Raw genomic sequence first — 22,476 nt, 5'->3', positions numbered from 1 at the left:
TAATTGAAATGGAAAATGTATGAAGAACTGGAAAAAGCTGCTTCCTGCTTTCGCCCTCGCACTGGTGGTGAATTCAGCGTTCGCTGCCCCTCAGGTTGTCGATAAAGTAGCAGCCGTCGTCAACAACGGCGTCGTTCTGGAAAGTGACGTCGATGGGCTGATGCAGTCGGTCAAGATGAACGCGGGTCAGGCCGGGCAGCAGTTGCCGGATGACGCTACGCTGCGCCACCAAATTCTCGAGCGTTTGATCATGGATCAAATTATCCTGCAAATGGGGCAAAAGATGGGGGTGAAAATCTCCGATCAGCAGCTTGACGAGGCCATTGCTAATATCGCTAAGCAGAACAACATGACGCTGGATCAGATGCGTAGCCGTCTGGCCTACGACGGTCTGAACTACAGCACTTATCGCGGCCAGATCCGCAAAGAGATGACTATCTCTGAAGTGCGCAATAACGAAGTTCGTCGTCGCGTTACCGTACTGCCGCAGGAAGTGGATTCTCTGGCTAAACAGATTGGCAATCAGAACGATGCCAGCACTGAACTTAACCTGAGCCATATTCTGCTGCCGCTGCCGGAAAACCCGTCTTCTGAGGAAGTGAGTACCGCGCAGGAACAGGCAAATTCCATTATTGAACAGGCCCGTAACGGCGCTGACTTCGGCAAACTGGCAATCAGCTACTCTGCCGATCAGCAAGCGCTTCAGGGCGGGCAAATGGGCTGGGGCCGGATTCAGGAGCTGCCGGGGCTTTTCGCTCAGGCGTTAAGCACCGCGAAGAAAGGCGATATTATCGGACCTATTCGTTCAGGCGTCGGCTTTCACATCCTGAAAGTGAACGACATGCGCGGCCAGAATCAGAATATTTCCGTGACCGAAGCCCATGCACGTCACATTCTGCTAAAACCGTCGCCGATCATGACCGACGATCAGGCTCGGGTGAAACTGGAAGAAATCGCAGCGGATATCAAAAGCGGTAAAACCACCTTTGCCAACGCAGCTAAAGATTTCTCTCAGGACCCCGGTTCAGCTAATCAGGGTGGCGATCTGGGTTGGGCTACGCCTAACATGTACGATCCGTCTTTCCGCGATGCGCTGATGAAACTGAACAAAGGCCAGATGAGTGCACCAGTACATTCTTCTTTCGGCTGGCACCTGATCGAACTGCTGGATACGCGCCAGGTTGATAAAACCGACGCGGCGCAGAAAGATAAAGCTTACCGGATGTTAATGAACCGTAAGTTCTCAGAAGAAGCGGCCACCTGGATGCAGGAACAGCGCGCAACGGCTTACGTTAAAATTCTGAGTAACTAATGGCGCCTATTCACCGCGTGGTAATCACTCCCGGCGAACCTGCCGGGATTGGTCCCGATCTTGTCGTCCAGCTTGCGCAGCGCGAATGGCCCGTTGAACTGGTTGTTTGCGCCGATGCGACACTGTTAACAGACCGGGCAGCGATGCTCGGTCTGCCGCTTTCTCTGCTCCCGTGGTCGCCCTTGCAACCTGCGCGCCCGCAACGCGCCGGAACCCTGACGTTATTACCTGTCCCACTGCGCGCCCCCGCGATCGCCGGGCAACTTAGTGTGGAAAATGGGCATTATGTAGTAGAGACGCTCGCACGCGCCTGCGATGGCTGTCTGAGCGGTGAATTTGCCGCGCTGATCACCGGCCCCGTACATAAGGGCGCGATCAACGATGCCGGCCTTCCCTTCACCGGGCACACGGAATTTTTCGAAGCGCGCGCCCAGGCACCCAAAGTCGTGATGATGCTGGCCACTGAAGAACTGCGCGTGGCGCTGGCAACGACGCATCTGCCGCTGCGCGATGTGGCCGATGCAATCACCCCGGATCTGCTGCGTGATGTCATTGCAATTTTGCATAGCGACTTACAACATAAGTTTGGCATTGCGAAGCCGCACATCCTGGTGTGTGGCCTGAACCCGCATGCCGGGGAAGGCGGTCATATGGGTACTGAAGAGATCGACGTGTTGATCCCGGTACTGGAAGAAATGCGGGCGCAGGGCATGAATCTGAGCGGGCCACTGCCGGCTGACACGTTATTTCAGCCAAAATACCTTGATAATGCAGATGCGGTGCTGGCGATGTACCACGATCAGGGTCTGCCCGTGCTAAAATACCAGGGCTTTGGGCGCGGCGTTAATATTACGCTTGGCCTACCCTTTATTCGAACTTCCGTTGACCACGGTACCGCGCTTGAACTGGCGGGCCACGGGAAAGCGGATGTCGGTAGTTTCATTACGGCGCTTAATCTCGCCATCAAAATGATTGTTAATAGCAAATGAATAATCGAGTCCATCAGGGCCACTTAGCCCGTAAACGCTTCGGGCAGAACTTCCTCAACGATCAATTCGTGATCGACAGCATTGTATCGGCCATTAATCCGCAAAAAGGCCAGGCTATGGTTGAAATCGGCCCCGGTCTTGCCGCACTGACCGAGCCGGTTGGTGAACGTCTGGATAAAATGACGGTCATTGAGCTGGACCGCGATCTGGCTGCGCGTCTGCAAACGCACCCGTTTCTCGGGCCGAAGCTGACGGTTTACCAGCAGGATGCGATGACCATGAACTTCAGCGAGCTGTCAGAGACGCTGGGTCAGCCGCTGCGGGTGTTCGGCAACCTGCCTTACAATATTTCTACCCCGCTGATGTTCCACCTCTTTAGCTATACTAACGCCATTGCTGACATGCACTTTATGTTGCAAAAAGAAGTGGTCAATCGACTGGTTGCAGGACCAAACAGTAAAGCGTATGGTCGATTAAGCGTCATGGCACAATATTATTGTCAAGTGATCCCGGTACTGGAAGTTCCGCCGACCGCCTTTACGCCTGCGCCAAAAGTCGATTCCGCGGTTGTCCGTCTGGTACCGCATGCCGTGATGCCACATCCGGTAAAAGAAATTCGCGTGCTGAGCCGTATTACGACCGAAGCCTTCAACCAGCGTCGTAAAACTATCCGTAACAGTCTCGGCAACGTGTTTAGCGTTGAGGTACTGACGGAGCTGGGTGTCGATCCCGCTATGCGTGCCGAGAATATCTCGGTTGCGCAATACTGCAAGCTGGCTAATTATCTGGTCGATAACACGCCACCTAAAGAGAGCTAACCGATGATTAATTCGCCCCGAGTTTGCGTACAGGTCCAGAGCGTCTACATTGAGGCGCAGTCCTCTGTCGAAGATGAGCGCTACGTTTTTTCCTATACGGTGATTATTCGTAATCTGGGGCGACATCCGGTTCAGCTTTTAGGCCGTTACTGGTTAATTACCAATGCCAACGGTCGTGAAACTGAAGTACAGGGCGAAGGTGTGGTCGGCGTTCAGCCTCACATCGCGCCCGGAAGTGAATATCAATATACCAGCGGTGCCGTACTCGAAACGCCTCTCGGCACAATGCAGGGCCACTACGATATGATCGATGAAAATGGTAATGCGTTCACCATCGATATTCCCGTTTTCCGACTCGCTGTCCCTACTCTGATCCATTAAAACTATGTCGACATATCTGATTGGCGATGTTCATGGTTGCTACGATGAACTGATCGCGTTGTTAAAGCAGGTAAACTTTACCCCTGAGCAAGACACTCTCTGGTTAACGGGCGATTTGGTTGCCCGGGGTCCCGGCTCGCTGGACGTCCTGCGTTTCGTCAAGTCGCTTGGTGATAGCGTACGCATGGTACTCGGCAACCACGATTTACATCTTCTGGCCGTTTTTGCAGGCATTAGCCGTAACAAACCTAAAGACCGTATTTCGCCGCTGCTTGACGCACCGGATGCCGATGAACTGATTAACTGGCTACGCCGCCAGCCGCTGCTTCAGGTCGATGAAGAGAAAAAGCTGGTGATGGCGCACGCGGGTATTACCCCTCAGTGGGATCTGCCGACCGCTATTGCCTGCGCGCGCGATGTCGAAGCCGTACTGGCCAGCGACTCCTATCCTTTCTTCCTTGATGCCATGTATGGTGACATGCCAAACAACTGGTCTCCTGAACTGTCAGGCGTAGCCCGGCTGCGCTTTATCACCAATGCGTTTACCCGTATGCGGTATTGCTTTCCGAACGGCCAGCTGGATATGTACGCCAAAGAAGCGCCGGAAAATGCACCTGCACCACTCAAACCCTGGTTTGCCATTCCGGGACCGGTGAGTGAAGCGTACAGCATTGTGTTTGGCCACTGGGCATCGCTGGAAGGAAAAGGCACGCCGGAAGGCGTCTACGCGCTGGATACCGGCTGTTGCTGGGGCGGCGATATGACCTGCATGCGCTGGGAAGATAAGCAGTACTTTGTTCAGCCGTCAAACCGGCAGATGGATCCTGACGCAGGTGAGGCGGTAGCCTCATAACAGGCCGCCTGACTGGGCAACAAAAAGCCCCGCGTGCGGGGCTTTTGCTTAACGACGTTCCAGCACTTCAAAACAGTAGCTGTGTGAGTTCTGCTCATCTGCATCATGAAACTCGCTAAAAACGGATTCCCATTCATCCGGCTCGTAGTCCGGGAAATGGGTGTCACCTTCTACTTCAGCATCAATATGCGTCAAATAAAGCTTATGTGCTTTAGGCAGGAACTGTTCGTAAACGCGCCCGCCGCCTATCACCATAATTTCTTCGGCATCGCCGCAGGCAGCAATCGCTTCATCAACAGATTTCACCCACTGCACGCGATCGTCGGTGCCTGGCTGGCTGCTGATAACGATATTTTTACGCCCTGGCAGCGGGCGACCGATAGATTCCCAGGTCAGGCGACCCATCACCACTGGCTTGTTCAGCGTAGTGCGTTTAAACCAGGCGAGATCTGCGGGCAGATTCCACGGCATAGCATTTTCCATGCCGATGACGCGATCTACCGCTAACGCCGCAATCAAACTGATCATTGAAGTTTTCCCGGATACTAAAAATTTGTCGTCACTATACGTAAAGCCTAATCTTTCGTCGACTGGCTACACGGTAAAGAACGGGAAATTTTTCATTGTTGTGAAAAGGGCATAGTCCTGCTGTTGCCCTCCCCTGTCTCTGTACAAGATTTTACGCATAATTATTATGCTACGGTATAAAAGAAGTTAGAGATATGCGCTTTTTTCTGTACCGCTGGGTATGCCTGTAGTCCCGTCATTTCCCTGCATCAACGATAACTGGTGGCATAGACGATGAACATTGACGAACTAAAAGCAGCGTAAAGCGGTTTAATCTCAGGTATTGATATAAATAAATTACATATATTAAGATAGGTTAAAGTTATATTTTAGAAAATTACTATATACATAGCTGGGTGAATAATTAATAATTTTATACATATCAGTAATAATTCACCTCCTCTCAATTGACCAATCTTCAATTTAACATGATTGTCATTGCCTCTCTCGCAAACGGATCTGTATATGAGCAATAAGAAATTTGAATTAAATAGAATTACAAAAACCCTCAGTTGTTTTTTTCCTGCCTTTTTAATATTCACACCAATAATTAGTTCAGCGGCAACTATTGATAAGTCGACATCCCTCCCGCAAACCTTCGCCACGGATAAAAGCTACACGATTAACAAAGACGTCACAATTTCCTCCCCTGATACTATCCCGGCCGTTACTGTCTCAGGCCATGCAACGGAAATGGTGACTAATGATGGAAATATTTCCGGTAGCGGTAACGGATTAGCAATCGATACCGAAGCGCAAAGCATCACCATTAATAATGAAGAAGGCGCAACTATTACCTCTGCGTCGGGCAATGCCGTCAATATTGAGTCTATGCTCGGCCAATTTAATAATAGTGGTAAAATTTCCGGCGCTGAACATGGAATATTTGTGAGTGAAAATACATCCGCACTGACGCTGACTAACGCCGTAAGCGGGATCATCGAAGGTAAAACTGGTATCAGCGTAGGTGCCGGGATCGGTATTCATAATGAAGGCATTATTTCCGGTTCCGGGGGAGATGGGATCCTTCTGACCGGCGGTAATTCTAAAATCACTAATACCGGAACGATTAACGGTACAACCAATGGTATTGAAATTACCGCCAGTGCTAAAGCTGACATTGCCAACTCAGGGTTGTTAGGTGGCGGTGATACGGCAATTTTATTCGCCAGCAGCAAAAATAATACGTTGACCCTTGATACCGGCTCAGTACTCAATGGTGATGTAGTTTCAACCTTATCGACAGGCAATACCGTCAGGCTGCTTGGAACGGGTACTGAGGACAGCAATTTTATTGGCCTGAATGATGACGATGGTTTCGCATCAATGATAATGGATGGCGACAACTGGACCCTGACGGGTGACATAGACATTATTGGGTCCGGAAACTCTCTGCAGATAAATAGCGGCGAGCTTACGCTGTCAGGGGCGGTCACCAATAGCGAGGGGACAACATGGGTTGCTGAGAATGCCTCGCTGCAATTGGGCGATGGGCAAAGTACAGCAAGCCTTAGCGGAGAGTTGACCAATAATGGCACCGTCATCTTCAATCAGGGCGTTGATTCACGTTTCGCAACCGGTATCACTGGCAGCGGAAGCGTCGAAAAAAAAGATGCCAACAGGCTGACGCTGACGGGAAATAATAGCTATACAGGTAATACCACGCTATACAGCGGCACTACGCTGGTTGCTGAAGGCGCAACGCTTGGCGTCAGCGGCAGCAGTGCAAGCATCACTATTGAGAACGGCGCGCAGTTTGCGTCCGCAGGCGAGGTTAATAACAATATTAACGTTCTCAGGGGCGGCACACTGGCAGCGTGGAATGCCATCAGTGGGAACATAACATCTACGGCAACAGGCGCTGATACCATCAATGGTAATGTAAGCAACAGCGGTACTCTGCTTCTTGCAGCTCAGGACAATAGTGTGGGTAATGACTTCACGATTATCGGCGATTACACCGGGTCTGAAGGTAGCACAATCGTGATGAACAGTGAGCTGGGTGACGACAACGCGCCGACGGATCACTTAACGATTACCGGCAGCAGTTTCGGCCAGTCAGGGGTAAGCATTACTAATATCGGCGGAATGGGCGCACAAACCGTCAACGGTATGGAAGTGGTTAGCGTAGGGGGGAACTCTGACGCCACGCTGTCATTGACGCGTCCCGTTGTTGTTGGCGCATGGGAATACAGCCTTAATCAACATAACGACGGTAACTGGTATCTGGAATCGATTGTAAATCCTGATGACCAGGATGGCAATGACGATAGCGGTGGTAATAATGACAGCGGTGGCAATGACGACAGCGGTGGCAATGACGGCAGCGGTGGTAATGACGACAGCGGTGGTAATACCGACAACGGTGGCGACAATGTCCCTGAAGTTATGGCCCCGGAAGTAGGAGCCTATTTAGGTAACTATCTGGCTGCTCAGAGTATGTTCCTGCAAAAGCGTGACGATCGCGATCAGCTTACCTTCCGTAACAAAGAGGATTTGAATACCTGGATGTACGTCAAAGGTCACTATCATGAAAATGATGCAGGCGGCGATAAAGTTAACTATGACACTACCGCAACCGTCCTGCAGATCGGCAGCGATTTCCTCAGCAAGCCAATGGATACCGGCGTTTTACACGCTGGCGCGATGTTTGGTGCTGGTCAGGCAAAAACCCATTCCAGCGCTAAAAATAATAAGCGTGATGCTGAAGGTAAAGTGGATGGTTTTAACGCCGGTCTGTATGCCACCTGGCAGGAGGATGAGAATCTGCGGCTGGGCAGCTACATAGATACCTGGGCCTCTTATAGCTGGTATAACAATAAAGTAACCAGCGATCGTAACGATGAAGATTACGACAGTGAGGGCTTTGCTGTGTCTATGGAAGTTGGCCACGCATGGATTGTAGCATCCGAAAATGAACGGACCTGGAAAATTGAACCGCAGGCACAGCTCATTTATAGCTATCTGGACCAGGACGATCATACGGATAAAGATGGCGTGCGCATCTCGACCAAAGACAATGACAGCATACTCGGTCGTCTCGGAGTGAAATCCAGCTACTTCCAGCAGAAAGATGTTAAAGCGTGGCAACCGTATGTTGCAGTAAACTGGCTGAAAGGCGCAGGTCAGAACGACGTCACATTTAACGATGAGAGCGTCAGCAATGATACTCCCGACGACCGCGGTCAGCTAGAACTGGGCGTTACCGGAAATCTGAGTGAAAGCACCACCATTTCACTGCGCGCAAGCGGTGAATGGGGGGAAAATAGCTACGCGGCCTATGGTGGCCATGTTCTGCTGAACCACCGCTGGTAATTCCTGCCAACAAAAAAGCAGCGGTCGGACCGCTGCTTTTTTATCTGTCAATCGCTATGCCAGTGCAGGTAAACCCCGCCATTACATAGCCATCACAAAATGCTTAATTATCGAGTTCATTCATTCCTTTAACCTGATCGCGGTTAATTTGCTCGGTTTTACCGGTTTCAGCATTTTCATAGGAAACCAGACCGGTATCGCTGTCCACTTCTGGCTTGCCATCGGTCACAATCGTTTTGCCATCGGTAGTCTTAACGGCCTGGTTAGAGGAACAACCGGCGACGGTTAACAGGGCTGCGGCAGCAAAAAGTGAAGAGATAAAAAGATTCTTGCGCATGGTGTACTCCCTTGCTTTCAGTTGGATTTGATTACTTACCTGATTATTTTAGATTAAATTACTGAAAGCGGACGGAAAACCAGACGGTTCCGAAGTCGGGCACCTGGACGCGCAGGTGCCTTTCCGAAAAGCTACTTTTTCAGCTCAAGAATAGAACTCATCATGGTGAAGTGCAGTGTGTTCATGACCTCATAATACTTTGTTGTTTCCTCGCCGCCGGTTTTAAGCTTGCGCCACTTCTCCCGATTCTGTTTTTCAAATTCTTTCCGTAAATCCTGCTGCTCGCTTGCCGATTCTGCATGAATAAAAGCGGTATAGATTTTAGTGGCATCCTCCAGGTTTTGCTGTAGCTCGGGCGAGGTAAAATGCGCGGTGACGTCAGGCGCCTGATAGCGTGACTCGGTAATGCGGGTAAGCTGGTTATAATCAGTGGACGGCGAAAATTCATTGGCATAATAATGCTGAAAATCGTCGACCCGGAAAATTTTAGTTTTGTAATTGTCTTTCGACGTTGAAGACATGGATTCCGGGAAAGCTTCTGTCGGCCCCAGATCCCAGTTACGGTTAAAATTATCAATAAATAGCTCGCTACCCAGATCGTTAAACGGACCTGTAACGGTTTGGCCGTTGATCGTAAGGGTGTGGACATCACTGCTTTCACTGCCAGGCGTGGTTCCTTCAGCCAGATATTTTTGCACAACGTACACATAGCGCGTGCGGGTTGGGTTAATTAAACCGCTTATCCCGGAATTTGATGAGGCATCAAAGACGCTAAACTTGACGTTGTCGCCATTTTCCAGCGCCAGCGTATGTTGCCCGGCATCCAGCTTGATATTGTGCGTTTCTTTCGCCGGAATAGTTATTTTTTCATTGTCGATTGAAACAGCAATCGGTTTCCCGGTGGGATTATCAATAATGAACTCTTTATTATCCCCAAAGCAGGCAGTTAAGGTAATACAGGCCCCAAGCAGCAACGTTCTTTTTAACACGTATTTCTCCTTCAACGTAAAAACGGGATTCGTTTAATTAAACGGTTTTAATGGTAAAGGAAGACTGCAAAAACGTGGGAAAAATTAACCTATTAAAACCAGGGGGAACACAATAAAAAAGCCAGCTTGCGCTGGCTTTTAATCGGTATTTTACGGCTTATTTTTGGATCTGCGCGTGCATCTCCTGTACCGATGTAACTTTCTCAGTCGCATCGGCATTAAGCGCCATCGCAGTGGCGAAACCGCCGTTCAGGGTGGTGTCATAATGCACTTTATACTGAAGTGCACTCCGGCGGATAAGCCTGGAGTCTTCAATTGCCTGACGACCTGCGGTGGTATTAATGATGTAGGTATATTCGCCATTCTTAATGCGATCCTGAATATGCGGACGCCCTTCATGCACTTTATTGACCAGACGCGGGTTAATCCCGGCTTCGCCCAGTACCACTGCCGTACCATGGGTCGCATCCAGTTCGAAGCCCTGTTTAAGCAGTTTCGCCGCCAGGTCCACCACCCGCTCCTTGTCACCTTCACGAACGGAAAGCAGCGCGCGCCCCTGTTTCTTCATGGTCGAGTTGCTGCCCAACTGGGCTTTGGCAAAAGCTTCGGCAAAAGTACGGCCTACGCCCATCACTTCACCGGTAGAGCGCATTTCTGGCCCCAATAGCGGGTCAACGCCGGGGAATTTGTTAAACGGTAAGACCACTTCTTTCACTGAATAATAGGGCGGGATGATTTCTTTGGTTACGCCCTGTTCGGCAAGTGATTTTCCGGCCATCACGCGAGCCGCCACTTTCGCCAGCGGTACGCCGGTAGCTTTAGAGACAAACGGCACGGTACGCGCGGCGCGCGGGTTAACTTCAATCAGGTACACTTCATTGTCTTTCACCGCAAATTGCACATTCATTAAACCGCGCACCTGCAATTCGAAAGCCAGTTTCTGCACCTGCTGACGCATTACGTCCTGAATTTCCTGGCTCAACGTATAGGCAGGCAGCGAACAGGCTGAGTCACCAGAGTGTACACCCGCCTGTTCAATATGCTCCATAATGCCGCCAATCAGCACCATTTCGCCGTCGCAGATGGCATCCACATCGACCTCGACCGCATCGTCAAGGAAGCGATCCAGCAGTACCGGGGCATCATTAGAGACGCTGACCGCGGTCAGGAAGTAGCGACGCAGGTCGGTTTCGTCGTAGACGATTTCCATTGCCCGACCGCCAAGCACATAAGAAGGACGCACCACCAGCGGGTAACCAATTTCTTTCGCTTTCTCTACTGCCATTTCGATAGCGGTCACGGTAGCGTTGGCCGGTTGCTTCAGTTTCAGGCGATCTACGGCCTGCTGGAAACGCTCACGGTCTTCCGCACGGTCAATCGCGTCCGGGCTGGTACCGATAACCGGTACGCCTGCGGCTTCCAGCGCACGCGCCAGTTTCAGCGGCGTCTGACCGCCGTACTGTACGATAACGCCTTTTGGTTTTTCGATGCGTACGATTTCCAGCACGTCTTCCAGCGTTACCGGTTCGAAGTACAAACGATCGGAGGTATCGTAATCGGTAGAAACCGTTTCCGGGTTACAGTTGACCATAATGGTTTCATAACCATCTTCACGTAGCGCCAGCGATGCGTGGACGCAGCAGTAGTCAAATTCAATGCCCTGGCCGATACGGTTTGGACCGCCGCCAAGCACCATAATTTTGTCACGATCGACCGAAGGGTTCGCTTCGCACTCGTCTTCCCAGGTGGAGTACATATACGCCGTATCCGTGGCAAATTCTGCTGCACAGGTATCAACACGCTTATACACCGGGTGTAGGTTGTACTGGTCGCGCAGCTTGCGCACTTCAGACTCGCGCACGCCTGCCAGCTGAGCCAGACGAGCATCAGCAAAGCCTTTACGTTTTAACTGACGCAGGAAATCCGCGTTCAGACCAGTGATGCCGACCTCTGCAACCTTCTCTTCCAGTCGAACCAGTTCTTCGATTTGCACCAGGAACCAGCGGTCGATATTTGTCAGATTGAATACGCCATCGACCGAGAAACCGGCGCGGAAAGCATCAGCGATATACCAGATACGCTCTGCACCTGCATCTTTCAGCTCGCGGCGGATTTTGGTCAGCGCATCGGCATCATCAAGATTGACTTTCGGATCCAGCCCGGTCGCACCTACTTCAAGACCGCGCAGGGCTTTTTGCAGCGATTCCTGCTGCGTACGGCCAATCGCCATCACCTCACCCACCGATTTCATCTGGGTGGTCAGACGGTCGTTGGCGCCGACGAATTTTTCAAAGTTAAAGCGCGGAATTTTTGTCACAACGTAATCGATGGAAGGCTCAAATGAGGCCGGAGTGCGACCGCCGGTAATATCATTCATCAGCTCGTCGAGGGTGTAACCCACCGCCAGCTTGGCGGCAACTTTGGCTATTGGGAAGCCGGTCGCTTTTGATGCCAGCGCTGAAGAACGGGAAACGCGCGGGTTCATTTCGATAACAATCAGGCGACCATCTTTCGGATTTACCGAGAACTGTACGTTAGAGCCGCCGGTTTCAACGCCAATTTCACGCAGCACCGCCATCGAGGCGTTACGCATGATTTGATATTCTTTATCGGTCAGGGTCTGAGCTGGCGCAACCGTAATAGAATCGCCGGTATGGATCCCCATGGCGTCGAAGTTTTCGATGGAGCAAACGATAATACAGTTATCATTTTTATCGCGCACCACTTCCATTTCATACTCTTTCCAGCCAATCAGCGACTCATCAATCAGCAGCTCTTTGGTCGGAGAAAGATCCAGTCCACGCTCGCAAATCTCTTCAAACTCTTCGCGGTTGTACGCAATGCCGCCACCGGTACCGCCCATGGTAAAGGACGGGCGAATAATGCAGGGATAGCCCACATCGGCGGCCACCGCCAGCGCTTCTTCCATAGTGTGAGCAATGCCGGAACGTGCGGTATCAAGGCCGATTTTTTTCATCGCGACGTCGAAACGACGACGATCTTCGGCTTTATCAATGGCGTCGGCAGTGGCACCAATCATGGTGACGCCAAATTCGTCGAGTACGCCCTGACGTTCCAGCTCCAGCGCGCAGTTCAGTGCTGTCTGGCCGCCCATCGTCGGCAGAACGGCATCCGGGCGCTCTTTTTCAATGATCTTACGCACGACTTCCCAGTGGATTGGCTCAATATAGGTTGCATCGGCCATTTCCGGGTCGGTCATGATGGTTGCCGGATTGGAGTTCACCAGAATGACGCGGTAACCCTCTTCGCGCAGCGCTTTACACGCCTGTGCACCGGAGTAGTCAAATTCACACGCCTGACCGATGACAATCGGGCCAGCGCCAAGGATCAGGATGCTTTTAATATCTGTACGTTTTGGCATTTTCTTTTCGGCTCCTGATTATTTGGCGACAGAACGGTATTGCTCAATTAAGGCGATAAAGTGGTCAAACAGCGGTGCGGCATCATGCGGACCTGGGCTGGCTTCCGGGTGCCCCTGGAAGCTGAATGCCGGTTTATCCGTACGGTGAATTCCCTGTAATGTGCCATCAAACAGCGAGGTATGGGTTACGCGCAGGTTGGCAGGCATTGACGCTTCATCGACCGCAAAGCCGTGGTTTTGCGCAGTGATCATCACGGTATTATTGTCTATATCTTTAACCGGATGGTTGCCGCCATGATGACCAAATTTCATTTTCACGGTTTTCGCCCCGCTGGCCAGAGCCAACAGCTGATGCCCCAGGCAGATACCAAAAACAGGAATATCCGTCTCAAGGAAGGTTTTGATCGCACTGATAGCGTAATCGCACGGTGCCGGATCGCCCGGACCGTTAGAGAGGAAAATGCCGTCAGGACCCATTTTCAACACCTCTTCAGCCGGCGTTTGGGCTGGTACAATGGTCAGGCGGCAGCCGCGGTCGACCAGCATACGCAAAATATTGCGCTTGGCACCATAGTCATAAGCCACAACGTGGAAGGACAGTTCCTGTTCTGGTGTAGCCTCTGGCAGTTCACCTGCCAGGGTCCAGCTTCCCTGCGTCCAGCTGTAGGTTTCAGCCGTGGTCACTTCTTTTGCTAAATCCATCCCGTTCAATCCCGGGAACGCTTTCGCCTTCTCCAGCGCCAGTTGCGCATCCAGATTATCACCGGTAATGATACAACCGTTCTGTGCACCTTTTTCACGCAGCAGGCGAGTGAGTTTGCGGGTATCGATATCGGCAATGGCAACGATGTTGTGACGCTTGAGGTAAGAAGAGAGGTCTTCGGTACTGCGGTAGTTGCTGGCAATCAGCGGGAGATCCCGAATAATTAGCCCCTGAGCATGTACCCGGGAAGATTCTTCATCGGCCTGATTGGTGCCGACATTGCCGATATGGGGATAAGTAAGAGTGACGATTTGGCGGGAGTAGGAAGGATCAGTGAGGATTTCTTGATAACCGGTCATTGAAGTATTGAAAACGACTTCCCCAACCGCCGAACCTGTTGCCCCGATGGCCCGACCGTAAAACTGGGTTCCGTCTTCCAGAACCAATAGCGCTGACTTAATCAAAACACCCTCCAGAGAATATTCACTCACTTTATCTGCATATTAATTCATAATTAACGCCTGAATCAATGCAAATTTCGTTTACCGGTGGATTTCTGGCAAACGGCGGCATTCTGAAGATAAGTCAGCATGAAGTCAACTCTAAACGTTATTTAAATGTTATTTTTGCCATGTCCGGCAACAATATCTATTTCCATCCATATAAAGTATGAAATCTTTCATTACGTAAACGCTTGCGCATAAGATAAAACGCGACAACAGTCTGAACAGGTAGCTATGGCGAAGGATAAAGGCTTTTGAAGGTAAGAACCGGAGGGAAAATCGATTTTAATTTATTCTTTTAAGAATTTAAGACAATAAAAGCAATGAAACATGAAAAACCAGGGCGATACCTGTACCGCCCCTTTTACAATCAAACTATTACGATAAAAAAAATTGCATATAAATGGGAGAAAACTCTATAAATTGTTTAACCCCAGAACATCTTTCATATCAAAAAGACCTCTCTCTCTCGATTTTAGCCACAATGCGGATTTAATAGCACCATTCGCGAAAGTCATACGGCTGGAGGCTTTATGCGTAATTTCTATACGCTCGCCAATATCGGCAAACATCGCTGTATGTTCACCAATGATGTCACCTGCCCGCACGGTGGCAAAACCGATGCTTCCCGGTATGCGTTCACCCGTATGCCCTTCTCTGCTATACACCGCACAATCAGCAAGATTTTTATCCAGCGCCTGAGCGATAACTTCCCCCATCGCCAGTGCCGTGCCTGACGGGGCATCCACTTTATGGCGATGATGCGCCTCTGTGATTTCAATATCGGTATAATCGCCCATTACTTTTGCGGCTTTCTCAAGCAGCTTTAGCATAACATTAACCCCGACGCTGAAGTTGGCAGCAAACACAATGCCAATATCCTGCGCCGCATCCCGGATTGCCTGTTTACCCACCTCATCAAAACCGGTCGTGCCAATCACCATCCCTTTACCGTGCTTACGACAAAATGCCATATGCGCCAGTGTTCCTTCCGGGCGGGTGAAATCGATCAGGATATCGAAATCGTCTTTAACAGTTTCAAGGCTACTTTGCACTGCTACGCCTGCTTTCCCGGCTCCCGCTAACTCCCCGGCGTCACTCCCCAGCAAGGAGGACCCTTCACGCTCCAGCGCTGCGCCAAGTTGCACCCCTTCCATCGCCATTGTGGCTTCGATTAACTGCCGTCCCATGCGGCCACCGGCACCCGCAATGGCCACGCGGATCTGTCCATCATGCATAGCTATTCTCTTTTGTTAATTTTACGTGAATCATTTTCAGATTAACCAGCCAGTTACCCTACCGCCAGTCGAAAATGCTGATAATTAGAATTTAATGATAATCAGCAAGTGATATCAGTAAAAGCTATATTGCGGTTGCCATCCGCGCGCTCAATCCTGCAGGCACAGGCAAGGCGTTTTTTGGTATTTCTTATTTCGAAAAGAAGATAGCCTTTCGCACCATAGGCTAAATATTTGTTAAAACAGAGGCACTGCATGCAAATTCGTGGACACCGCGTCAGCATTCCTTCATTGAACCTGCACATCGGCAAAAGGGTAGGACATTTAATCAGCCGTCTGGCCAGTCATTTCACTGGCGTGCGTAATAACAGTCAATCTTTTGGCAAAACATCGCCGACGAAATGGCGCTACGAAAAAAATCCTTCACAAACGTCCGCAGCCAATGCCGTTAAAACCCAGGAAAACCATTCCGGGGCACCCTCGAGAGAGTATTGTATCGCCATTAAAAATGCCTGCCAGGGTATCAGACAAATGGCAAATGATGGGAATATGTACGGTGAATTTCGAGTCAGTCCTCAAAAGGATCAAACCGATACGCCATCAAAAGTCATAGATCTGATCAATCAGACTGACAGCAACGGTAATGTTGCTACCGGAGTCGGGGCTTTGTTAAAAAAATTTGTCAAAGATCAGTGTGCTTTTACACTCGAAACAGGTAATGGACCAGGGCAGGGTGACGTGTTTATGCAACTTTTTCAGCAAAAGCTGGAGAGTCTACATGGAGATGTTAAGGAGGCAGTTCTGGAAGTTCTCGCTACCTGTGGGGAGGTTCTTATTCACCATGATACAGCCGCATTAAAGGAATTCGATACCAGATGCATAACTATGCTTTGCGATTCCATCGCAGTTATACCTCTGAATAAAGACAAAACAGATCAAGCCTGGTACACCGTAAGTCAGGAAGGCAAAACTGCATTTGCCAACTTTTGTAAGGCGTTAGCGGCTAAAGAATATGGTTCAGAGTCCATATGCTAACAGTTCAATCCTTCGTTTAACTGAACTCCCCTCATTGCTTTTTTAACCACGAGGGGGGAACGAGATTATTTTACATCTACACGCAGTTCTTTCGGAACTTCAAAAATGATGTTCTCTTCACGTCCTTCCAGCGGGATGGCCTCTCCCCCGCCAAGCTGCTGGAGACGCGCAATCACCTGCTGAACCAGGATATCCGGAGCCGATGCGCCTGCGGTTACACCAACACAACTGGCCGCGCTCACCCACGTCTCCTGAATGTCGCTCGCATCGTCAATCAGATAAGCAGCCTTACCCATACGCTGGGCCAGTTCGGCCAGACGGTTCGAGTTAGAGGAGTTCTTCGAGCCGACAACCAGCACCACGTCCGCCTGCTCTGCCAGCGTACGCACGGCTTCCTGACGGTTAGTCGTGGCGTAGCAGATATCATCTTTACGCGGCCCGACGATTTTTGGAAAACGCTCGCGCAGGGCATCAATGACGTCCGAGGTATCATCCACTGACAGTGTGGTCTGAGTCATAAAGGACAGTTTGCCATCGTTTTTAACATTCAGCGTGGCGACATCGGCCGGTGACTCGACCAGATACATTCCGCCTTCCTGATTGCTGTACTGCCCCATTGTACCTTCAACTTCCGGATGACCCGCATGGCCGATGAGAATGGACTCTTCACCGCGACGGCTGGCGCGGGCAACTTCCATATGCACTTTAGTGACCAGCGGACAGGTAGCGTCAAATACGGTTAAATCACGGCCTTTGGCTTCGTTACGTACAGCCTGAGAAACGCCGTGCGCAGAGAAAATCAAAATAGCGCCATCCGGTACTTCGCTGATTTGTTCGATGAAAATCGCTCCACGCTGGCGCAGGCTGTCGACTACGTAGCGGTTGTGCACCACTTCGTGACGGACATAAATCGGCGCGCCGTAAATGGTCAGTGCATTTTCAACAATGCTGATAGCGCGGTCTACGCCAGCGCAGAAGCCACGCGGGTTGGCCAACAGGATCTGCATTTCAGGCCTCCAGTACCGGTTCGACTTCCAGTACTTCTATATCAAAGTGAACGGTTTGCCCGGCCAGCGGATGGTTGAAATCGACGGTGATCGAATCGCCGTTAATTTCGCGGATCACGCCCGGCATTTCACTGCCATCCATTGCGGTAAAGAGCATAATCGCCCCGATCTCTGGCTCTCCTGCATCCATAAATTCACGACGCGAGAAATATTGAATAAGATCCGGACTGGTAATACCAAACGCCGCATCCGGCTCAAGAGAAAACGTCGTTTTATCGCCTTCCTTCAGCCCCAGTAAGTGCTGCTCCAGCCCCTCAGAAAGTGACGCATCACCGAGACGAAAGAGCGCAGGTTTACCGTTATTGCGGGTTGACTCCGCCGTGGAGCCATCTTCAAGCTTCAGCGTGAAATGCACCAGCACCGCGCTGTTACTCTGTACAGATTTAGACATGCAGATTGCTCACTTGTTTTATCCGGCAGCACAGGGCAGTCCGAATGGATAAGGTAGCGCAAATAACGCCAGCGTATTCAACCCCTGTGCCCGACGGCGCTACGCTTACCAGGCTTGCAAAGACCTGATAAGCGCATTGCACCCGGCATTAAAGATTAAGCCTGCCTCTCGACAGCTTTTTTCGGCAGAAAACCTTCCAGCACAATCAATACAGCACCAATACAGATGGCGCTATCGGCAAGATTAAAGGTGGCAAAGTGCCAGTTGCCGACGTAAAAATCGATCATGTCGACAACAAAGCCATGCCACAGACGATCAAACAGATTACCCAGTGCGCCACCAATGATGAGTGCATAGGCAATATTGTTCAGCTTTTGCGTGGCTTTAGTACGATACATCATCACCGCCAGGATCACGCTGATACCAATAGCGATACCCGCAAAGAACCAGCGCTGCCAGCCGCCGCTATCCGCCAGAAAACTAAAGGCTGCGCCATAGTTACGCGCATAATGCAGATTAAGCGACGGGAACAGTGACACCGTATCCCCCAGAGCAAAGTTCTGGAGGATCAGGTATTTACTGCCCAGATCGATAATCAGCACGACTACCACCAGCCACAGCCAGCGTAGCCCTGTTGAAAAGATCGGTTTACTCATCAGGCGAACTTACGTTTTTCGCCGTCACCGGCGACGTTAACAACACAGCGTCCGCAAATTTCTGCGTGTTCCGCTACCTTACCGACGTCCTGAGTGTAATGCCAGCAACGCGGGCACTTCTCACCTTCGGCTTTGCTCAGGGAGACTTTCAGGCCCTTAAGCAATTCGCTCTGCTGGGCATCAGCAGACGCGTCGGCATAATCTGCCACCTGCGCCCCGGAGGTCAACAGGACAAATCGTAATTCGTCGCCCAGCGCAACCAGTTTAGCTGCCAGTTCAGGTTCAGCAAACAGCGTAACGCTGGCTTCCAGGGAACCCCCTACTTTCTTGTCGGTACGCGCCTGTTCAATAACCTTATTGACTTCACTACGCACTTTCAGCAGGTCGGCCCAGAAGCCGTTGTTCATCGCTTCCGTTTCAGCAAGACCAAACAGACCCTGGTACCACTCACCGGTAAAGACATACTGCTCACGTTCACCTGGCAGATAACCCCAGATTTCGTCAGCGGTGAAGGACATGATCGGTGCCATCCAGCGGACCAGGGCTTCTGCTATATGATACAGCGCGGTCTGACAGCTGCGACGCGCCACGCTATCCGCTTTAGCGGTGTACTGGCGGTCTTTAATGATGTCGAGATAGAAAGAGCCCATTTCAACCGAGCAGAAGCGCATCAGACGCTGTACGACTTCGTGGAAATCGTAGCTTTCATACGCTTTGAGGATATCGTCCTGCGCATCCTGCGCACAACCGACAGCCCAGCGATCCAGGACCACCATCTCTTCCGGTTTTACCATGTCTTTCAGCGGATCAAACCCGTTCAGGTTAGCCAGCAGGAAGCGCGCGGTATTACGGATACGACGATAGCTGTCAGCAGCGCGCTTGAGGATCTCATCAGATACGGCCATTTCGCCCGTATAATCAGTAGAAGCGACCCACAGACGCAGGATATCGGCGCCCAGCTTATTCATTACATCCTGCGGAGAGACGGTATTACCGATGGATTTGGACATCTTACGGCCCTGGCCATCGACGGTGAAGCCATGCGTCAGCACCTGACGATAAGGCGCTTTGCCTTTCATCGCGGTGGAAATCATCAGGGACGACATAAACCAGCCGCGGTGCTGATCGGAACCTTCAAGATACATGTCTGCCGCATGACCGGAAAATTCCGGACGCACGTCGACGACAGAAGAGTGGGTCGAGCCGGAGTCAAACCAGACGTCGAGAGTATCCGGCACTTTGACATAGTTGTCCGCATCGTCGCCGAGAAGATCACGGCTATCGAGATCCCACCATGCCTGAATACCGTCCGCTTCTACCCGCTTCGCCACTTCTTCCATCAGTTCCAGGGTGCGCGGATGCAGTTCTTCGGTATCTTTATGCACGAACAGCGACATCGGGACGCCCCAGGTACGCTGACGGGAGATACACCAGTCAGGGCGGTTAGCGACCATGGATTCGATGCGCGCCTGGCCCCAGTCAGGGATCCACTGCACTCCTTTGATTTCAGACAGCGACTGTGCGCGCAGACCTTTCTGATCCATGCTAACGAACCACTGCGGGGTCGCACGGAAAATGATAGGTGTTTTGTGACGCCAGCAGCACGGATAGCTGTGCTGCATTTTTTCGACGTGCAGCAACGCGCCTTTTTCCGTCAGCAGCGCAATTACAATGTCATTAGCTTTGAAGACGTTCACACCGTCCAGTGTCGGGTATGTGCCCGGCAGATAAGTCCCGTCAGGACCAACCGGGTTCGCCACTTCAAGACCATATTTCTGACCGATGACATAGTCGTCCGGGCCGTGGCCTGGTGCGGTATGAACAGCACCGGTACCGGCATCCAGCGTCACGTGATCGCCCAGGATCGCCGGGACGTCGAAGCCCATGAACGGATGGGTAAAACGCAGCAGTTCAAGATCGGCACCTTTTACACAGCCCAGCACGGTGTAATCAGCCACGCCAATGCGCTGCATCACGCTCTCAACCAGATCTTTCGCCAGGATCACCGCCTGACCGTCGAGTTGTACGAGCGCATAGTCGAAATCCGGTGCCAGAGAGATCGCCCGGTTAGCCGGAAGCGTCCACGGCGTGGTGGTCCAGATAACCAGCGAGATTGGGCCATTCACCTCGGCAACGCCAAACTTCGCTTTAACCGCTTGTGGATCTGCGGCATGGAACGCAACGTCAATTGATGGCGACGTTTTGTCATAATATTCGACTTCCGCTTCTGCCAGCGCAGAACGGCAATCGACACACCAGTGCACTGGCTTCGCGCCTTTGTGCAGGTGACCATTGCCGATGATTTTACCCAGTGCACGGATGATGTTAGCTTCGGTTTTGAAGTCCATGGTCAGGTAAGGATGCGACCAGTCGCCGAGCACGCCCAGACGGATGAAATCTTTACGCTGCCCCTCAACCTGCGTTGCCGCGTATTCGCGGCACTTGGCGCGGAATTCAGCCGCGGTGAATTTCTCACCCGGCTTGCCAAATTCCTGCTCTACTTTCAGTTCAATCGGCAAACCATGGCAGTCCCAACCCGGCACATAAGGCGAGTCAAAACCCGTCAGGCCTTTCGACTTGACGATAATATCTTTCAGAATCTTGTTAACCGAGTGACCAATATGAATGCTGCCATTCGCATAAGGAGGGCCATCATGCAGAATGAAGGTTTTTTTACCTTTTTTGGCCGCACGAATGATGCCGTACAGATCATCATCAGTCCAACGCGCCAGCATTCCCGGTTCGCGTTTGGCGAGATCGCCACGCATCGGGAACCCTGTTTCCGGCAAATTCAGGGTTGATTTAAAGTCACTCATCAGATTCTCAGTTCCGTATTTTTACGTAGGCAATTAAGCCGGTTTTGTTAGCCCAAAAAAATCCCGGGCGGTTAACTCATCACGCGCAATTTGCGCTTTTAGCTCGTCCAGCGACGAAAATCGCTGCTCACTGCGTATTTTTTTACGCAGTATCACATCTATATGGCGACCATACAGGTCCATTACAACGTCCAGCAAATGCACTTCCAGTTGCTGGCGCACGCCCGCAACGGTTGGACGGGTGCCAATATTGGCGACGCCAAAAAAAGGCCGCTCACCGAGCCCCATGACTTCAACGGCATAGACGCCTTTCACCGGGGAGACCTGACGGCGCAGCGGCACATTGGCGGTCGGAAAACCAATAGTGCGCCCCAGCGCATCGCCGTGGACCACCCGCCCGGAAATCGTATAGGGGTGTCCAAGCAGGCTTTCTGCAAGATTCAGATCGTCAGCGGCCAGCGCCTGACGCACAGCGGTACTGCTAATCCGTATTCCGCCCTCACAGAAGGTCTGGGTGCTGGTGACATCAAAGCTAAATTCCACGCCCGCCTTCTGTAATAACAAGAAATCACCCTGTCGACCAGCGCCAAAACGGAAATCATCGCCAACGGCAAGAAACTGCACCCCAAGCCGATCAACCAGCAGGTCGCTAATAAACGCCTGCGCGGTCAGGGCGGCAAAGCGGCGATCAAAACGCAGGCAGAGGACGTAATCAACGCCGCACTCGGCAAGATAGCCCAGCTTTTCACGCAGTCGGGTCAGGCGAGCTGGCGCTTTATCAGCGGCAAACAGTTCGAGCGGCTGCGGTTCGAAAATCATCACCACAACCGGGAGCTTGCGAGCCTGTCCTTCGGCACGAAGGTTTTTTAGCAGCGCACGGTGTCCGCGATGCACACCGTCGAAATTACCAATAGTTAGCACGCACCCGCGCGGGGCCTGGCTGAGGTTATGTATGCCGCGTATCAGCTTCATCTCTGGCTCAAAACAGTGAAAATCGTCGGATTATACCTTGTACAGGAGGCTACGTTAACCTGCGATTGTATCCTAAAGCATAATGGAGGGCGGATTTCATCAACCTTACCGCCGAATGCAGGAAAATCTGTCGCTGGTATGTGAATTTTATG

At 51.4% G+C, this 22,476-nt stretch carries 18 protein-coding genes; 7 read left to right on the top strand and 11 right to left on the bottom strand.

Features of this window, described 5'->3' with window-relative positions; translation table 11 throughout:
* The first annotated feature begins 19 nt into the window (after positions 1 to 19).
* Genes surA through apaH form a run of 5 tightly spaced genes read left to right on the top strand, consistent with a single transcriptional unit; the run spans position 20 to position 4,353 of the window.
* Entirely contained in the window at positions 20 to 1,312 is a 1,293-nt protein-coding gene (gene surA, locus AC791_RS18220) for a peptidylprolyl isomerase SurA (RefSeq protein ID WP_049841890.1), read from the top strand.
* A complete protein-coding gene (gene pdxA / locus AC791_RS18215; protein WP_049841889.1) occupies positions 1,312 to 2,301 on the top strand; it encodes a 4-hydroxythreonine-4-phosphate dehydrogenase PdxA in 990 nt (329 codons plus the stop codon). The genes surA and pdxA overlap by 1 nt, the downstream gene beginning before the upstream one ends.
* Positions 2,298 to 3,119: a 16S rRNA (adenine(1518)-N(6)/adenine(1519)-N(6))-dimethyltransferase RsmA gene (rsmA, locus tag AC791_RS18210; RefSeq protein WP_049841888.1), complete on the top strand. Its 822-nt coding sequence runs from the start codon at positions 2,298 to 2,300 to the stop codon at positions 3,117 to 3,119. Before pdxA ends, rsmA begins: the two co-directional genes overlap by 4 nt.
* Positions 3,120 to 3,122: 3 nt before the next feature.
* Positions 3,123 to 3,500, top strand: coding sequence for a Co2+/Mg2+ efflux protein ApaG (apaG, locus tag AC791_RS18205; RefSeq protein ID WP_049841887.1), 378 nt, complete (start codon positions 3,123 to 3,125; stop codon positions 3,498 to 3,500).
* Positions 3,501 to 3,504: 4 nt separating this feature from the next.
* The gene (gene apaH, locus AC791_RS18200) at positions 3,505 to 4,353 is read left to right on the top strand and encodes a bis(5'-nucleosyl)-tetraphosphatase (symmetrical) ApaH (RefSeq protein ID WP_049841886.1); all 849 of its coding nucleotides are present in this window, start codon (positions 3,505 to 3,507) and stop codon (positions 4,351 to 4,353) included.
* Between the two features lie 48 nt (positions 4,354 to 4,401).
* Here apaH and folA read toward each other — a convergent pair whose 3' ends face one another.
* Positions 4,402 to 4,881 (bottom strand): type 3 dihydrofolate reductase, encoded by a 480-nt coding sequence (gene folA / locus AC791_RS18195; protein ID WP_049841885.1) that lies wholly within the window; start codon positions 4,879 to 4,881, stop codon positions 4,402 to 4,404.
* Positions 4,882 to 5,385: 504 nt separating this feature from the next.
* On the opposite strand from folA, the gene AC791_RS18190 reads away from it, so the two are divergent.
* Complete coding sequence (locus tag AC791_RS18190) at positions 5,386 to 8,235, top strand: autotransporter outer membrane beta-barrel domain-containing protein (RefSeq protein WP_049841884.1); 2,850 nt, start codon at positions 5,386 to 5,388, stop codon at positions 8,233 to 8,235.
* 103 nt (positions 8,236 to 8,338) lie between these two features.
* On the opposite strand, the gene AC791_RS18185 is transcribed toward AC791_RS18190, so the two are convergent.
* The 5 genes from AC791_RS18185 to dapB form a co-directional block, all read right to left on the bottom strand.
* Positions 8,339 to 8,572 carry a YgdI/YgdR family lipoprotein gene (locus tag AC791_RS18185; protein ID WP_049841883.1) on the bottom strand — a complete coding sequence of 78 codons (234 nt, stop codon included), beginning with the start codon at positions 8,570 to 8,572 and terminating at the stop codon, positions 8,339 to 8,341.
* A gap of 131 nt (positions 8,573 to 8,703) precedes the next feature.
* On the bottom strand, positions 8,704 to 9,561 hold the full coding sequence (locus AC791_RS18180) for a hypothetical protein (protein ID WP_049841882.1): 858 nt from the start codon (positions 9,559 to 9,561) through the stop codon (positions 8,704 to 8,706).
* 157 nt (positions 9,562 to 9,718) lie between these two features.
* Entirely contained in the window at positions 9,719 to 12,943 is a 3,225-nt protein-coding gene (carB, locus tag AC791_RS18175; RefSeq protein ID WP_049841881.1) for a carbamoyl-phosphate synthase large subunit, read from the bottom strand.
* A gap of 18 nt (positions 12,944 to 12,961) precedes the next feature.
* The gene (carA, locus tag AC791_RS18170) at positions 12,962 to 14,110 is read right to left on the bottom strand and encodes a glutamine-hydrolyzing carbamoyl-phosphate synthase small subunit (RefSeq protein WP_049841880.1); all 1,149 of its coding nucleotides are present in this window, start codon (positions 14,108 to 14,110) and stop codon (positions 12,962 to 12,964) included.
* A 455-nt stretch (positions 14,111 to 14,565) separates the two neighbouring features.
* A complete protein-coding gene (dapB, locus tag AC791_RS18165) occupies positions 14,566 to 15,387 on the bottom strand; it encodes a 4-hydroxy-tetrahydrodipicolinate reductase (RefSeq protein ID WP_049841879.1) in 822 nt (273 codons plus the stop codon).
* Between the two features lie 255 nt (positions 15,388 to 15,642).
* On the opposite strand from dapB, the gene AC791_RS18160 reads away from it, so the two are divergent.
* The gene (locus AC791_RS18160) at positions 15,643 to 16,422 is read left to right on the top strand and encodes a hypothetical protein (RefSeq protein ID WP_049841878.1); all 780 of its coding nucleotides are present in this window, start codon (positions 15,643 to 15,645) and stop codon (positions 16,420 to 16,422) included.
* A gap of 65 nt (positions 16,423 to 16,487) precedes the next feature.
* Here AC791_RS18160 and ispH read toward each other — a convergent pair whose 3' ends face one another.
* From ispH to ribF, 5 genes are all read right to left on the bottom strand, one after another.
* Entirely contained in the window at positions 16,488 to 17,429 is a 942-nt protein-coding gene (gene ispH, locus AC791_RS18155; RefSeq protein ID WP_049841877.1) for a 4-hydroxy-3-methylbut-2-enyl diphosphate reductase, read from the bottom strand.
* 1 nt (position 17,430) lies between these two features.
* A complete protein-coding gene (gene fkpB, locus AC791_RS18150; protein WP_049841876.1) occupies positions 17,431 to 17,880 on the bottom strand; it encodes an FKBP-type peptidyl-prolyl cis-trans isomerase in 450 nt (149 codons plus the stop codon).
* Positions 17,881 to 18,035: 155 nt separating this feature from the next.
* Positions 18,036 to 18,536: a signal peptidase II gene (gene lspA / locus AC791_RS18145; RefSeq protein ID WP_049841875.1), complete on the bottom strand. Its 501-nt coding sequence runs from the start codon at positions 18,534 to 18,536 to the stop codon at positions 18,036 to 18,038.
* On the bottom strand, positions 18,536 to 21,352 hold the full coding sequence (gene ileS / locus AC791_RS18140; RefSeq protein ID WP_049841874.1) for an isoleucine--tRNA ligase: 2,817 nt from the start codon (positions 21,350 to 21,352) through the stop codon (positions 18,536 to 18,538). Before ileS ends, lspA begins: the two co-directional genes overlap by 1 nt.
* A gap of 33 nt (positions 21,353 to 21,385) precedes the next feature.
* Entirely contained in the window at positions 21,386 to 22,324 is a 939-nt protein-coding gene (gene ribF / locus AC791_RS18135) for a bifunctional riboflavin kinase/FAD synthetase (RefSeq protein ID WP_049841873.1), read from the bottom strand.
* Positions 22,325 to 22,476: the final 152 nt, after the last annotated feature.

It is taken from the genome of Klebsiella sp. RIT-PI-d (assembly GCF_001187865.1).
GTDB lineage: Bacteria > Pseudomonadota > Gammaproteobacteria > Enterobacterales > Enterobacteriaceae > Superficieibacter.
This window is presented reverse-complemented; position numbering and strand designations above follow the sequence as displayed.